Origin of the sequence: Campylobacter sp. RM6914 (genome assembly GCF_004803835.1) — a bacterium.
Taxonomy (GTDB): Bacteria; Campylobacterota; Campylobacteria; order Campylobacterales; family Campylobacteraceae; genus Campylobacter_A; species Campylobacter_A californiensis.
The window spans coordinates 837411-851156 of record NZ_CP012545.1; the positions used below are offsets into that span (position 1 = coordinate 837411).

At 35.9% G+C, this 13746-nt stretch carries 14 protein-coding genes; 1 reads left to right on the forward strand and 13 read right to left on the reverse strand.

Annotated elements, in window-relative coordinates; translation table 11 throughout:
* Nucleotides 1–6: 6 nt before the first annotated feature.
* From CCAL_RS04365 to CCAL_RS04425, 13 genes are all read right to left on the reverse strand, one after another.
* Complete coding sequence (locus CCAL_RS04365; protein ID WP_169935970.1) at nt 7–552, reverse strand: DUF3237 domain-containing protein; 546 nt, start codon at nt 550–552, stop codon at nt 7–9.
* A gap of 102 nt (nt 553–654) precedes the next feature.
* Nucleotides 655–1470 (reverse strand): DUF3137 domain-containing protein, encoded by an 816-nt coding sequence (locus CCAL_RS04370; protein ID WP_170016028.1) that lies wholly within the window; start codon nt 1468–1470, stop codon nt 655–657.
* A gap of 94 nt (nt 1471–1564) precedes the next feature.
* On the reverse strand, nt 1565–2128 hold the full coding sequence (locus CCAL_RS04375; RefSeq protein ID WP_170016029.1) for a LemA family protein: 564 nt from the start codon (nt 2126–2128) through the stop codon (nt 1565–1567).
* A gap of 66 nt (nt 2129–2194) precedes the next feature.
* The gene (gene htpG / locus CCAL_RS04380; RefSeq protein WP_169971740.1) at nt 2195–4051 is read right to left on the reverse strand and encodes a molecular chaperone HtpG; all 1857 of its coding nucleotides are present in this window, start codon (nt 4049–4051) and stop codon (nt 2195–2197) included.
* 85 nt (nt 4052–4136) lie between these two features.
* Nucleotides 4137–4454 (reverse strand): YolD-like family protein, encoded by a 318-nt coding sequence (locus CCAL_RS04385; protein ID WP_236860494.1) that lies wholly within the window; start codon nt 4452–4454, stop codon nt 4137–4139.
* Nucleotides 4435–5697 (reverse strand): Y-family DNA polymerase, encoded by a 1263-nt coding sequence (locus CCAL_RS04390; RefSeq protein ID WP_170016031.1) that lies wholly within the window; start codon nt 5695–5697, stop codon nt 4435–4437. Before CCAL_RS04390 ends, CCAL_RS04385 begins: the two co-directional genes overlap by 20 nt.
* Complete coding sequence (locus CCAL_RS04395; RefSeq protein WP_170016033.1) at nt 5698–6057, reverse strand: fluoride efflux transporter FluC; 360 nt, start codon at nt 6055–6057, stop codon at nt 5698–5700. It abuts the gene before it with no gap.
* Nucleotides 6050–6736, reverse strand: a complete 687-nt coding sequence (locus tag CCAL_RS04400; RefSeq protein WP_170016035.1) for a lysophospholipid acyltransferase family protein — start codon at nt 6734–6736, stop codon at nt 6050–6052. The genes CCAL_RS04395 and CCAL_RS04400 overlap by 8 nt, the downstream gene beginning before the upstream one ends.
* Nucleotides 6717–8018, reverse strand: a complete 1302-nt coding sequence (locus CCAL_RS04405) for an SH3 domain-containing protein (protein ID WP_170016037.1) — start codon at nt 8016–8018, stop codon at nt 6717–6719. Before CCAL_RS04405 ends, CCAL_RS04400 begins: the two co-directional genes overlap by 20 nt.
* Nucleotides 8012–8677, reverse strand: coding sequence for a phosphoribosylformylglycinamidine synthase I (purQ, locus tag CCAL_RS04410; RefSeq protein WP_169935954.1), 666 nt, complete (start codon nt 8675–8677; stop codon nt 8012–8014). The genes CCAL_RS04405 and purQ overlap by 7 nt, the downstream gene beginning before the upstream one ends.
* Nucleotides 8674–8910, reverse strand: a complete 237-nt coding sequence (purS, locus tag CCAL_RS04415) for a phosphoribosylformylglycinamidine synthase subunit PurS (protein WP_169935952.1) — start codon at nt 8908–8910, stop codon at nt 8674–8676. Before purS ends, purQ begins: the two co-directional genes overlap by 4 nt.
* 8 nt (nt 8911–8918) lie before the next feature.
* Entirely contained in the window at nt 8919–9629 is a 711-nt protein-coding gene (purC, locus tag CCAL_RS04420; RefSeq protein ID WP_170016039.1) for a phosphoribosylaminoimidazolesuccinocarboxamide synthase, read from the reverse strand.
* 17 nt (nt 9630–9646) lie between these two features.
* Nucleotides 9647–10930 carry a S41 family peptidase gene (locus CCAL_RS04425; RefSeq protein ID WP_194239105.1) on the reverse strand — a complete coding sequence of 428 codons (1284 nt, stop codon included), beginning with the start codon at nt 10928–10930 and terminating at the stop codon, nt 9647–9649.
* A 219-nt stretch (nt 10931–11149) separates the two neighbouring features.
* Between CCAL_RS04425 and CCAL_RS04430 the strand changes: the two genes are divergently transcribed.
* Nucleotides 11150–13723: an ATP-dependent Clp protease ATP-binding subunit gene (locus CCAL_RS04430; protein ID WP_170016041.1), complete on the forward strand. Its 2574-nt coding sequence runs from the start codon at nt 11150–11152 to the stop codon at nt 13721–13723.
* The last annotated feature ends 23 nt before the right edge of the window (nt 13724–13746 follow it).

The window sequence follows — 13746 nt, forward strand, 5'->3', positions numbered from 1 at the left end:
TTTTTATCATTTAACTTCATAAAAGTTTAATAAAACTTTATCAGGTAGCCTTACAGCATAGCAAACAAATATCGCTCTTTCCATCCATTTGTATTTTGCATCGTAAGTTTCAAATTTTGTTACGGTTGCAAAGTAGACATATTTTGGATCCACGATCTTGCCTTGTGCAGCCTCTTTTGCAACTTCAGGGTCTGTTATATGTCTCATACCGCTATTATCAATATAAATTTGAGCCCCGTCATCAAGCTTTATGGCGTATCTTGCGGTAAGTTCCGTAAGTCCGTCAGGGCGAACGACTTGACTATCTACACCGTAAGGCAAGACCTCTCCGTTTAGTTTACCGCTTACTTTACCGCCTTTTATATATATGAGTCTTCTTAAGCCGTGTTCGTCATCTTTGCCGACAACAAGCGGCTTTTCAACCTCTATATCTATCATAAAGGCAAGCTCAAGTTTAGGCTGCTTTAAGTCTTTGGCTGAAATATCAGCAGCATTTAGACCAAAAAGACCGAGTGTGACTATCGCTAATGCAACGAAAAATAACTTTCTCATATAAACTCCTTTGAAAAATAAAGTAAATCTATTTTTTAATAGTAATATAAGAATAATAAATTTTTACTGAATTTTGTTCTGTTTTAAAAAATTTTTGTATTTTTAGTTACAAAATAAATTGTTGTTTAAATTTAAATTTTTAACTATATCCAAAAATGTGGTAATCTCTTTTTTGTAAGCGTTTAAATTGTCTTGATCTAGTGTATTTTTCATATCAAGCTCGAAGCTGTCTTTGCCTAAATTTATGTAAATATAAATAAATTCGTCTTTCAAAACAGCACAAATTTGAGCTTTAAAAATTCTTTTTAGCTCGCAAAAATCCTGCATAAATTTTGGTGTTAAAAGATAACGAGCGTTTATTTGATCATTTGTGTAGGTTTTAAAATGGCTTTCAAAAGTAGCATCGTCCATATAGGCTCTATCGCCGTTTGTTTTTATGAAATTTGCTTTTTTGTCTATTATTTGAGTGATAGAATTTATTTTTTTATTAAATTTAGCGATAAAAAGCACCCCTTGAAACACAACAATCTCTTTTTTTATCTCTTTACCGTTTTGTATGTTTTTTTGCACTCTTTTAACCAAAGCATCACTAAATTTAACCAAAATATCATCTACTTTGCCATTTACTAGATCATTTCCGCCATAAAATGATATATCGGAACTATAAATTTCTGTAGATAAAAACTCGTTTTTTGTTATAAATTTATCTTTTTCATAGACTAGATCAGGGTTGATATCTTTAATTATGATCGGCATTATTTTGCTTTTAAACTCAACTTTTACGCTTTTGGAAATTTTTGAAACATAGAAATTAAAGGCAAAGACGATAGCGATAGTGCTAAATATAAAAGCTCCTAGTTTATTAAAACCAAAAGCATGAGCATAAAAATGAAAAAATAAAAATGATAATACAGCCACGCAGACAGCTAGTATTAGGGCGTTTTTGCGCTTTTTAAAAACAGCTATCTGCTCTGCTTTAATATCTGTAATGTATGAATTTAAATTTTCGATCTTAATCTCGCTTAAAAAGATCTTTTACATCAGGCGTATTTTGTTCGTTTTGAGGTGCTTGAAAAAATTCTTTAGGGCTAAATTTGAACCAAGAAGCGACAATATTGCTAGGAAACATCTCAAGTGCGTTGTTGTAAATCATCACGGCAGAGTTATAGGCTCTTCTTGCGGCACTTAGCTGGGCTTCTATCTCATTTAGGCTCTTTTGAAGCTCTATGAAATTTTCGTTTGCTTTTAGCTCGGGATAGGCTTCAGAAAGTATTTTTATGCCGCCAAGTGTCGAGCTAAGCTCATTATTTATCTTTAAATTTTCACTCTCATTTGCATTCATGGCTTTACTTCTAAGCTCTGTTACTTTTGTTAAAAGTTCGTTCTCGTGTTCTGCATATCGACTAACGCTTGAAACCAAATTTGGTATAAGATCGTAGCGATTTTTAAGTGCAGCATCAATGCTTGCACGGATATTTTTTACCTGATTTCTTTTTGCGATTAGCGAGTTGTAGATGCTTATAAAAGCGATGACTAGTGCAAGTAGAGCGATCAAAATAGCAACATAAGCGTTCATGAAATTCCTTTAAATTTTTGCAAATTGTAGCATATTTGGCTCCAAAATAGAGCCAAATATATGCCGCTATATCGCTTTTGTCATTATTTTGGTTAAGATTTTGCTAAATTGAGCAGGATCTTCTATGTTCATACCCTCATTTATCTTTGCCATATCAAGAAGCAGGCGAGAGATATCATTTATCATTAACTCGTTTGTTTCTAATTTGGTAAAAATTTCGTGATTAGGATTGATCTCAAGTATAGGTTTTACCTTAGGTAGGTCGTTTTGGCCCATTTGTTTTAACATCATCTGCATAGCAAAATCAGGATCGTTTTTATCATATATTAGCACTGCAACAGAGTCGCTAAGGCGCGAGCTTAATTTTACGTCCTTAACATCATCTTTTAAAATTTCACGCATTTTAACCAACGTATTTGTCAGTTTGCTTTCATCAACGCTATTTTCTTCGCTTTTTATCTCATCGTCTATATCTGCGTGAGATATTGATTTCATAGGAATTTTATCAAATTCATTGGTCATTGGCATAACGATAGTGTCGATCTCTTCGTCCATTATCAGCACTTCTATATCGTTTTTCTTAAAGCTTTCAAGAAGTGGAGAATTTCTAAGCATATTTTCGCTGTTTCCACTTATGTAATATATGCTTTTTTGATCCTCTTTCATACCTTCTTTATACTCTTTTAGGCTGATAAGTCCATCTCGTTTGCTTGATTTAAATAATACAAGATCTAAAACCGCCTCTTTGTCATTACCAAAGCCGTAAAGTGCCTCTTTTAGGACTTTCCCGAAAAATGTGTAAAATTTTATGTATTTTTCTCTATCTTTTTCTTTTAATTTAGCTAATTCGCTTAAAATTTTCTTCACGCTTTGCTCTTTTACGCTTCGCATGATGGCGTTTTCTTGTAAAATTTCACGGCTTACGTTAAGAGGTAGATCTTCTACGTCGATAACGCCTCTGATAAATCTTAAAAACGGAGGTAGAAGCTCTTTTGCGTCATCTGTTATAAAAACGCGCTTTACATAGAGCTTTACACCGCTTTGGTAATCAACTCTAAACAAATCAAACGGCTCTGAACCAGGCACGTAAAACAGCGTGCTATATTCGATCTTGCCTTCGGCTTTTGTGTGGATATGCAAAAGCGGATCGGTACTGTCGTGGCTGATTTGCTTATAAAAGTCATTGTATTCTTGTGTTTTTATCGAGGCTTTGTTCATGCGCCAAAGAGCGCTTGCTTTGTTTATTTGAACGTTTTTTGTTTCGTATTTGCCCTCTTTTTCATCACCACTTGGAGCTACATACTCCTCTTTGTCCATAAAAATCGCATACGGGATATGGTTTGAGTATTTTTTGATAATACCTTCGAGCTTCCAAGTATCGGCAAATTCTTCGTCATTTAGATATAGTGTTATACTTGTGCCGTGTGATTCTTTTGTACTGTTTGAAATTTCATAGCTTTTTGCGTCTGAAGTCCATTTGTTTACCTCGTCGCTTAACGCTTTTTTGCTAACGACTTCTATCTTGTTTGCAACCATGAACGCAGAGTAAAAACCTACGCCAAACTGACCTATGAGCGAGCTGTCTTTTTTGGCATCTCCGCTTAAATTTTGCATAAAGCCTTTTGTGCCGCTTCTTGCGATAGTGCCTAAATTTGCGATAAGCTCATCTTTGTTCATGCCTATACCATTATCACTGATTGTTAGTGTTTTTGCCTCTTTGTTGACGCTTATATCTATGCGTGGAGTGTAGTTTAGACTTTTATATGCTTCATCAGTAAGTGATAGGTAGTTTAGCTTATCTAGTGCGTCGCTTGCATTTGAGATAAGTTCGCGAAGGAAAATTTCCTTGTTGGAATATAGTGAATGTATCATTAAATTTAACAGATCATTCACTTCGGTTTGAAATTCAAATTTGTCTGCCATTTTATGTCCTTTTTAAATTTTTAGCAGATTATATCGTAATGTGCTAAAAATATTTTTAAAATTGACTGTGGTAATGTCAATGTTATTAACTATTTTTAGTTATATCGTATATATCGTTAAAATTTATCTCGGTTTTTGCGATGTTTATCTTTTGTAGTTTTAAATTTATCTGTGTAGTAAGTCCGCTTAAATGAATGCAGTCAAAACCGTCATGGTAGGTAAGAGATATGTTATCTCCAGGCTTTAAGGTGCTTAAAATTTCTAAGTTTTCATAGGCTTTTGCCTCGTCTATTTCAAGCTTTTGACTAGCTTGTCTCTCTTGTTCCCTAAGCGCTTTACTTAGCGTTGACAGAGGATTAAAGGAGCTAAAAATTTTTGCTCTATCATTTTTTATCTTTGACACCGCTTTTATGCCCTCCGATTTTTTCGTTTCTATCTCGCCCTGTTGCTTCTGGCATAAGATCTATCGCTCTTAAGATGGCATTTTTGCCAAATTTATCCTTGATGGCATTTATGGCTTTTAAGGCAGTTTTTTCTTTATCGTCTTGCTCGTCAAAAAGACTTTTTTCTACTTGAGTATCTTTTTTGATATTGTTTGCGCTTATGCTAATTTGCCTGATAAGTCCTAAATTTTTGATTTTATTTAGATATAGATCCTCAACGCTTTGTATGATCTTGCTGGTGATATTTGTAGGAGTAGGGTAGCTTATCGTAGCGCGTTCGTGTCCAAGATTTTTATCGGCAAATTTTATCACTATGCTAATTCCGCTGGCTTTGACATTTTGCGCCAACATCTTTAAGCTTAGTCTATCGCTCATCTCTTTTATAACAGTTAAAGCTTCATAATACTCATAATCACGCGGTAAAATTTCAGAGCTATAAAAAGACCTTGTGCTTGGCTTGTATGCTTTTATGTCAGCGATAGTTATCGGCTCGATACCATTTGCATGATCAAGAGCTATATAGGCGTCTATGCCAAATATCTTTTCAAGTAAATTTAAAGGAACCATTGACATGTCTTTCATGCAAAAAATTCCATATCGGTTTAGCTTTGCTTCTGTTTGTTTGCCTATGCGCCAAAAGTCGCTAAGAGGCCTATGTGTCCAAAGCTTTTCTTTGTATAAATTTTCATCTAAAAACGCTATATTGTCATCACTATGCTTTGCAAGCATATCAAGTGCGATCTTTGCTAGGTATAAATTTGTACCGATCCCACAAGCAGCTGTTATGCCGGTTGTTTTAAAGATATCTTCCATTATCATTTTAGCTAGCGATCTTGCATCAAGAGAGTAAAATTTAATATACTCGCTAATATCCATAAAGGCTTCATCTATGGAGTAGACATAAATGTCCTCTTTTGCGATGTATTTTAGATAAATACCATAAATTTTTGCCGCATAGTCTATGTAATACTGCATGCGAGGGGCAACGGTTGTGTATTTGATATTTTTTGGTATCTCGTATAGGCGACATCTATTTTTGACGCCTTGAGCCTTCATATATGGAGTAACCGCAAGACATACCGTGCCATCGCCTCTGCTTGTGTCCGCAACTACTAAATTTGTCTTAAATGGATCAAGTCCAAGCTCCACGCACTCTACGGATGCGTAAAATGACTTTAGGTCTATTACGATATATGTTTTCATTTAGATGAAATTTTTGCTTACTAAAACCCCAAGATAACAAAAGGTTATACACATAAAAACACTTAGAAATATATTTGCAAAAGCCAGTATCGGATCTTTTGAAAAAAGCGTAACGGTTTGATAGCTAAAAGTAGAAAATGTAGTAAATCCACCAAGTAGACCTGTTATCAAAAAGAATTTTAAGCTGGGATCAAATTTTAGGCTAAACAAAACACCTATAAAAAAGCTGCCTAGTGAATTTATAAAGAGTATGGATAATGGAAAGGATGTGATAAAAATTTTATTTATCAAAATATCCAGACCATATCTAAAAATAGCCCCGAAAAAACCTCCAAAGCCAACAAGGATTAAGTTAAGCATTTAAATTTGCACGCTCTTTATCAAGTACGGCTTGCATTTTTGAGCGTGTATTTTCAAGCCACTCTTTGTCGCTTGTGTCAATGGTGTCTAGACAGATAACTTTTATGTTGCCGTTTTTAAAGCTAAATTTTTTAACATTTAGGATATCTGTGCCTATTATTACGATAGGTTGGACTTTTAAATTTAGCTTTTCGGTTATTATCTTTGCGCCGCCTTTAAATGGTAGTAACTTACCAGAATACGACCTTGTGCCTTCTGGAAATATCGCCAAAACACGACCATTTTTTACTCTATCTTCTGCATCTTTTAGCAGCTTTATGAGGGAGTGTTTGCTCTCGCGTTCCACGGATATCATCTTTGGCAGGCTTAAAATTTTACCGATTATTGGTATTTTACCGATTTGAGCTTTTGCTATCCAGCAGAGGTTTTTGGGATGAAGCTCTTCTAAAACGATAATATCTAGCATGCTTTGATGGTTTATAAGTAAGATATTTGCTTCGTCGCTAAATTCGCCTTCGAGTTCTAAGCTATAAAGTCCGCAAATTCTTTGCAATTTCGCCCAAGCTCGTCTGATAGCACGGTTGCTTTCGTTAAATACCCACATTAAAAATACAACAACTGAAACGCTAAGCAGGAATTGAAGTAGATAAAAAAAGGCTTTAATTCTTGAAAAGATCATCTTTTTTTACCCAGCCTATCTTTCCGTCGTTAAATAAAATTTTACGGTAGTCATCTTTATCTCCTAAAATTTCAACATTTTCTTGAGCAAGCGAAGTGTAGAATATAGTCGAGTTTTGCGTAGGCAAAATACTCACGCTTACGTTTGGTTTTAGTGTTGCTTTGCCAAAAGGATTGTAAGTATAAATTCCAAGCGCCACAAAGATAGCCGCAACGAAAAAATAACTAAATTTTCTTCTTAAAAGGGCAAGAAGGAAAAATATCCCGGCAAACGAATAAATGGTAATATCTTTATAAGCGCTAAATTCGCTTTGTTTTGGATTAAGCCCGATCTGAGTGCTTACATCGTCATCCTCAACACTAACAGGCAAAGAAAAGCTCTCGAATTTATTTCTACTTAAGTTATAGTAGTTGAAGTCAAGACTTTTTTTGTTAGGTTTAAATACGGCAAAATAATACGCACTTTGAAGCCCAAAGTCGCCAACTATAGTATCTACGCCTTGCTTTAAAATGGTTTTATTTTGTATATCAAAGGCGCTTATGTCGATATTTCTACCTACTATTTCAACAACCATGATATTGTTTATATCATCAAATTTAGTAGTTTTAAATTTCTTTACTTCCAGGCTGTCTGCAACTATGTGGTTGAAATTTTCATCAGACCTTAGCTCTTTAAGCCTTGGAAGAAAGATGTTTATATTTGCATTTTGATAGTCTTGGTTATTTCTTTTAAGATTAAGACTTACGCGAAGACTTTTTGCCTCGATACTTTTTGCTATCATATGAAGCGTAGTTGTATATACGCCATTATCTGTTTTTATCCATTTTAAATTTTTGGAATTCAACCATTTTATATTAGTCTCATCGACTGTTGTAGTAAATTCAAAGTCGAAGTCACTTTGAGTATCAGCTAATAAGTCAACACTAAAAATTTCGCCAATAATGGCATTTTTAGGCATATTTACGGCTTTAAGTATGACGTCTTTTGCTTTTACGCTATCGTAAATTTGAGAGTCGGGTATGCTAATATCTGGTTCGTTTGTGGGTATGATATTACGCATTTGTTCCGGGGTTATGCGCTCTGGCTGTGGTGAGACTAATTTTTGACTTATGTCAGGATTTGAAATAGGTGGTTGCGGTGTAGCCGAGGACACATCTTCTTTGGGTGTGCTTTGGATAGTCTTTTCTCTGTCGCCATCCATCATATCAAAAATGCTAGGCTCACTCCTTTGAGCCGCATTTATGTTTAAAACAAGTAGTAAAATTGAAAAAAATTTTACCAAACTAGTCCTTTTAGCATTTTTAGACCATCGTCTGAGTTAAGTATTTTTTCACAAGCGCGCTCAGGATGCGGCATAAGGCCGAAGATCTTTTTACTCTTGTCGCAAATACCTGCTATACTATCGATAGAGCCGTTGATATTAACGTCATTGCCTTTTTCGTCACAATACTTTAGCAACACCTGTTCGTTTTGATACATCTCTTTTAGGGTTTTATCATCTGTAAAATAATTACCTTCGCCGTGTGCAACAGGGATATTTACTATCTCTCCAACTTCTAAATTTGATAGAAATTTATTTGAATTTGCTACAACTTTTAGTGGTTGGTATTTTGATATAAAACTCATGCTTTCGTTGCGTCTCATAGCGCCTGGCAATAATCCAAGCTCGAGCAACATCTGAAATCCATTGCAGATTCCAAGCACGTAGCCGCCTTTTTTAGCGTGTTCTACGACTGCTTTCATAGCAGGAGAAAATTTAGCGATGGCTGCTGTTCTTAAGTAATCTCCATAGCTAAAACCACCGGGTAAAACAATCAAATCAGCGTCGATTTTATCCTCTTTATGCCATACGATCTGCGTATCACAGCCTAGAAGATCAAATGCGTATTTTGTATCTACTTCGCAATTTGAACCGGGAAATAAAACTACCGCTACTTTCATAGCACTATCTCAAAATCTTCGATTACGGTATTTGCTAGTAGCTCTTCACACATTGTTTTAAGCTGTTTTTTTGCCTCTTCTTTATCTGTTGCGTCTATATCTAAAACAACTTGTTTTCCGATACGTACATTAGATACATTTGCAAAACCTAGTGAGCTAAGAGCATGTTCTGTTGCCTTGCCGGCAGGGTCTAAGACCCCGTTTTTTAGTGCTATATTTATAACTGCTTTCATTTTTAGCCTTACGATAAAATTCTTCTTAAAACTTCTTCATAAGCGACTTTTACTTCGCCGATACCTTGTCTAAATCTATCTTTGTCAAGTTTTTCGTTTGTTTGTGCATCCCAAAAGCGGCAGCTATCAGGGCTTATTTCATCAGCCAGTAGTATATTACCGTCTTTATCGATACCAAATTCTACCTTAAAGTCAACAAGTTTTAAGCCTTTTGCTTCAAAGAATTTAAATAGTATAGAGTTTATTTCGCGAGCGATATGGCGTAATGTCTCAAGATCTTTTTCGCTTTTTACAAGACCCATAACAAGACAATGTTCGTCAGTTACGATAGGATCGTTTAGTTCGTCATTTTTATAATAAAATTCAACTAATGTAAACGGTAAAACCATGCCTTCTTTTAGTCCAAGGCGTTTTGAAAGAGAGCCGGTTGCTATATTTCTAACAACAACTTCTATAGGAACTATTTCACATTTTTTAACAAGCTGCTCTGTGTCGCTAAGTGTTTCAACAAGGTGAGTCGCTATGCCTTTTTCTTTTAAAATTTTAAAAAGTTGTGTGCTTATTTTATTATTTAAGGCGCCTTTACCGTCTTCTTTACCTCTTTTTTGAGCATTAAATGCGGTCAAATCGTCTTTAAATTCAGCGATGAGCAAATTTGCGTCATCGGTTGCATACATCTTTTTGCCTTTACCTTCGTAAATCAACTCTCTCTTTTCCATACACTACTCCTTGAAAATTATTGTTTTATTTTTAAAACTTTTACTACGTCAATGGCTGTTTTTAACTGTAAATCTTCATCAATTTTTTTCTGAGAAATTATCGTTTTATCATCTTTTGCTTCTGTTTTATTTGCTTCGGCACTTGCGTCTATTTTATCTAATTCACTTTGTAAATGCGCTTTTAGCTCACTTTCTTTTATTGCAAATGCACTATTTTCGCTTTGCGGTACTTTACCTGGATAGACTACTATATCAGGCGTAACACCGACTGCTTGTATAGTCCTGCCACTTGGAAGATAATATCGAGCGATAGTAAGTCTAAGAGCTTCAGTGTCGTCGATAGGTAGTATGACTTGAACGCTGCCCTTACCAAAGGTGTTCTCTCCTACTACTACACCACGTTTGTGATCTTGAAACGCACCACTAACTATCTCGCTAGCACTTGCGCTACCGCCGTTTACTAAAATGGCCAAAGGAAGTCTGCTTAGCGTGGTACTAGAGCTTGCTTTATACTCGGCATTTTCATTACTATCGCGACCTTTTTGAGATACTATGATGCCTTTATCTACAAAAAGATCTACTAGCCCGACAGCTTGATTTAGTAGTCCGCCCGGATTATTTCTTAGATCCATTATAACCCCGTCTACTTTAGGGTATTTCTTAAGAAATTCGCTTGCTTTACTGACTACGTTTTTGTCGAAATTTGTTATCCTAAGATATAAGATGTTTTCTTTTTCTATCATGCGAGCATATACGGACTCTACTTTTATTATGTCGCGTATGATTTTTACGTCAAATGGCTTTTGCTCGCCTTTTCTTACGATTGTTATGGTTATTGGAGTTTTTGGTTTACCGCGCATTTTATTTACGGCTTCATCTATCGTTGTTCCAATGGTTGCATTGCCGTCTATTCGCAGGATTATATCTCCTGCTTTTATACCGGCTCTATCTGCCGGAGTATCTTCGATAGGAGAGATAACGGTTAGTGCGCTATCTTTTATACCAACAGTTATGCCAAGTCCGCCAAATTCGCCGTTTGTTTGGACTTGCATATCCTTAAAAGCTTTTTCATTTAAAAAGCCCGAATGTGCATCTAAATTTTGCATAAGACCGCTTATGGTTTTATCGATAAGTTCTTTAAATTTTATATCATCAACATAGTATTTTTCAACGGTGGATATAGTTTTTGTTAGTTTTGAAAGCGCTTCGATCCTAATACTTGCATCATCATCGCTTTTAGCCGTCAGTGAAGTTGCTAAAAGTGCTGAAGAAAGTAAAAGTGAGATGAATTTTTTATTCAATTTTTCTCCTAGAATTTAAATACTGGGAATTTTAGTAGGTTTTGCCTAAAAAATGGCTAAATTTTAGCAATATCGTCGCATGAATTCAAAATTCCTACGCATTATAAAAAAGGGAAATATTGTCACTCGTATATTTTATCTGCTAAATTTATAAAAATACCTTGACAATAATAGACTAAAGTTATATAATACAACCAATATAAAATTAAGGAGCCAAGAATGTCTAACATAACAGAGAATTTGACAGCACAAATGACAAGCGCTTTAGAAAGTGCCGCGTCTTTAGCTATACATTCTAAAAATTCACAGGTTGTGCCACTGCATCTTTTTTGGGGATTGGTTACGGATAGTGGTTCGATCTTAAACCAAGTTTTTAACAAAATGTCTATCTCAAAAGAAGCCGTGGAGCTTGAGATAAAAAGCATTATTTCATCATTGCCTACAAGCTCAAACGTAAGCCGTGAAAATATCCAAATTTCACGTGATATGATAAACTCTCTTGAGAGTGCAAAAGGGCTTATGACTAGCCTTGGAGATAGCTTTGTGGCAGTAGATACGTGGATAATGGCAAATTTAGACGTTGAACCGATCAAAGGAATTTTGTCTAAATTTTGCGATATTTTAGAGATAAAGAAAAATTTAGAAGCCATTCGTGCAGGTCGCAAGATAGATACCCAAACTAGTGACGAAACACTTGATAGTTTAGAAAAATACGGGGTTGATCTTTGCAAGAAAGCTCTTGAGGGCGCACTTGATCCGGTTATCGGTCGTGATGAAGAAATAACAAGGATGATGCAAATTTTAATAAGAAAAAGCAAAAACAACCCTATCTTACTTGGTGAGCCGGGTGTTGGTAAAACGGCAATAGTTGAGGGCTTAGCTCAAAAGATAGTCGCTAAAGACGTGCCTGTAAGTTTGCAAAACAAACGCGTGATAGCTCTTGATATGAGTGCGTTAATCGCCGGTGCAAAATACCGCGGCGAATTTGAAGATAGATTAAAAGCCGTTATAGAAGAGGTTAAAAAGGCTGAAAACATCATACTTTTTATCGATGAAATTCACACCATCGTAGGAGCTGGTGCAAGCGAGGGTAGTATGGATGCGGCAAATATCCTAAAACCGGCTTTAGCGCGTGGTGAACTTCACGCAGTTGGTGCAACTACGCTAAAAGAGTATCGTAAGTATTTTGAAAAAGATGCGGCGTTACAACGTCGTTTTCAACCTATCGACGTAAAAGAGCCAAGTGTAAATGAGGCCTTACAAATTTTAAGAGGTATAAAAGCTAGACTTGAAGTCCATCATAGCGTAACCATAACAGATAGTGCGCTTGTGGCAGCTGCAAAGTTGAGTGATCGCTATATATCAAACCGATTTTTGCCTGATAAAGCCATCGACCTTATAGATGAAGCAGCAGCTGAGCTAAAAATGCAAATAGAAAGCGAACCATACGAACTAGCACATGTAAAGCGTGAAATTTCAACTCTTGCCGTTGAAAAAGAAGCATTAAAAATGGAAGATGAGGCTAAAAATTCGGCTCGTTTGGAGCAGATAGAAAAAGAGATCGCAAATTTAAACGAGCAAAAACAAAGTTTAGATATAAAATTTGAAAATGAAAAGGCTGTGTTTAACGGAATTTCAAATGCTAAAAAACAGATCGATAGTCTAAAAAATGAAGCTGAGATCGCAAGACGAAACGGAGAATTTCAAAAAGCAGCCGAGATAGAATACGGCAAAATTTTAGAGGAAACAAACAAGCAAAAAGAGCTTGAAAGCAAATGGGAAAGCATGAAAAAAGAGGGCGTGCTTCTTAAAAATCAAGTAGACGAAGAGCTTGTTGCTGGAATTTTGAGCAAATGGACAGGCATAGCTGTTTCAAAAATGTTAGCTAGCGAAAAACAAAAATATCTACAAATAGAAGGGCATTTGCAAAAAAGCGTTATAGGTCAAGACGCTGCCTTGCACGCGCTTTCACGTGCCATAAAACGTAACAAAGCAGGGCTAAATGAAGGTTCAAGACCTATTGGGTCGTTCTTGTTTTTAGGTCCTACGGGAGTTGGTAAAACGCAGTCGGCAAAGGCACTTGCTAAATTTTTGTTTGACGATGAAAAGGCGCTTATACGTTTTGACATGAGCGAATACATGGAAAAGCATAGCGTCTCAAGGCTACTTGGCGCACCTCCCGGATATGTTGGATACGACGAGGGCGGGCAACTAACAGAAGCGGTTAGACGTCGTCCTTATAGCGTGATCTTGTTTGATGAGATAGAAAAGGCCCATAAAGATGTGTTTAATATCTTGCTTGGGATATTAGACGATGGGCGAGCAACCGATAACAAAGGTGTTACGGTGGATTTTAAAAATACTATCATTATCTTAACCTCAAATATCGCTTCAAATTTTATCATGGATCTTGAGGGAGAAGAGCGAGAAAAAGCCGTTAAAAACGAGCTTAAAAACTACTTTAAACCTGAATTTTTAAATCGCCTAGATGATATGATAATTTTTAATCCGCTAACTGAAGATGGGCTTGTAAGTATCGTGCAAATCATGTTTAAAGAATTTCAAAACAGACTTGGCGAGCGCGATATAAAAGCAAATTTGGATATAAGTGCGGCTAAATTTATCGCAAGTGCCGGTTTTGACCCGGTTTATGGCGCTAGACCGCTAAGACGCGCACTGTATGAGCTTGTTGAGGATAATGTTGCCGAAATGATACTCAAAGACGAGCTTGAAAGTGGCGATGAGATAGAAATTTCAGCAAATGCAAATGAAATTTTAATCACCAAGAAATAGCGAATTTTAGGGCTGTTGCGGCA

What these genes read in the sequence shown, in the direction of transcription:
- CCAL_RS04365 (WP_169935970.1), bottom strand. Translation starts at nt 552, where the DNA reads ATGAGAAAGTTATTTTTCGTTGCATTAGCGATAGTCACACTCGGTCTT.
- CCAL_RS04375 (WP_170016029.1), bottom strand. Translation starts at nt 2,128, where the DNA reads ATGAACGCTTATGTTGCTATTTTGATCGCTCTACTTGCACTAGTCATC.
- htpG (WP_169971740.1), bottom strand. Translation starts at nt 4,051, where the DNA reads ATGGCAGACAAATTTGAATTTCAAACCGAAGTGAATGATCTGTTAAAT.
- CCAL_RS04390 (WP_170016031.1), bottom strand. Translation starts at nt 5,697, where the DNA reads ATGAAAACATATATCGTAATAGACCTAAAGTCATTTTACGCATCCGTA.
- CCAL_RS04395 (WP_170016033.1), bottom strand. Translation starts at nt 6,057, where the DNA reads ATGCTTAACTTAATCCTTGTTGGCTTTGGAGGTTTTTTCGGGGCTATT.
- CCAL_RS04400 (WP_170016035.1), bottom strand. Translation starts at nt 6,736, where the DNA reads ATGATCTTTTCAAGAATTAAAGCCTTTTTTTATCTACTTCAATTCCTG.
- purQ (WP_169935954.1), bottom strand. Translation starts at nt 8,677, where the DNA reads ATGAAAGTAGCGGTAGTTTTATTTCCCGGTTCAAATTGCGAAGTAGAT.
- purS (WP_169935952.1), bottom strand. Translation starts at nt 8,910, where the DNA reads ATGAAAGCAGTTATAAATATAGCACTAAAAAACGGGGTCTTAGACCCT.
- purC (WP_170016039.1), bottom strand. Translation starts at nt 9,629, where the DNA reads ATGGAAAAGAGAGAGTTGATTTACGAAGGTAAAGGCAAAAAGATGTAT.
- CCAL_RS04430 (WP_170016041.1), top strand. Translation starts at nt 11,150, where the DNA reads ATGTCTAACATAACAGAGAATTTGACAGCACAAATGACAAGCGCTTTA.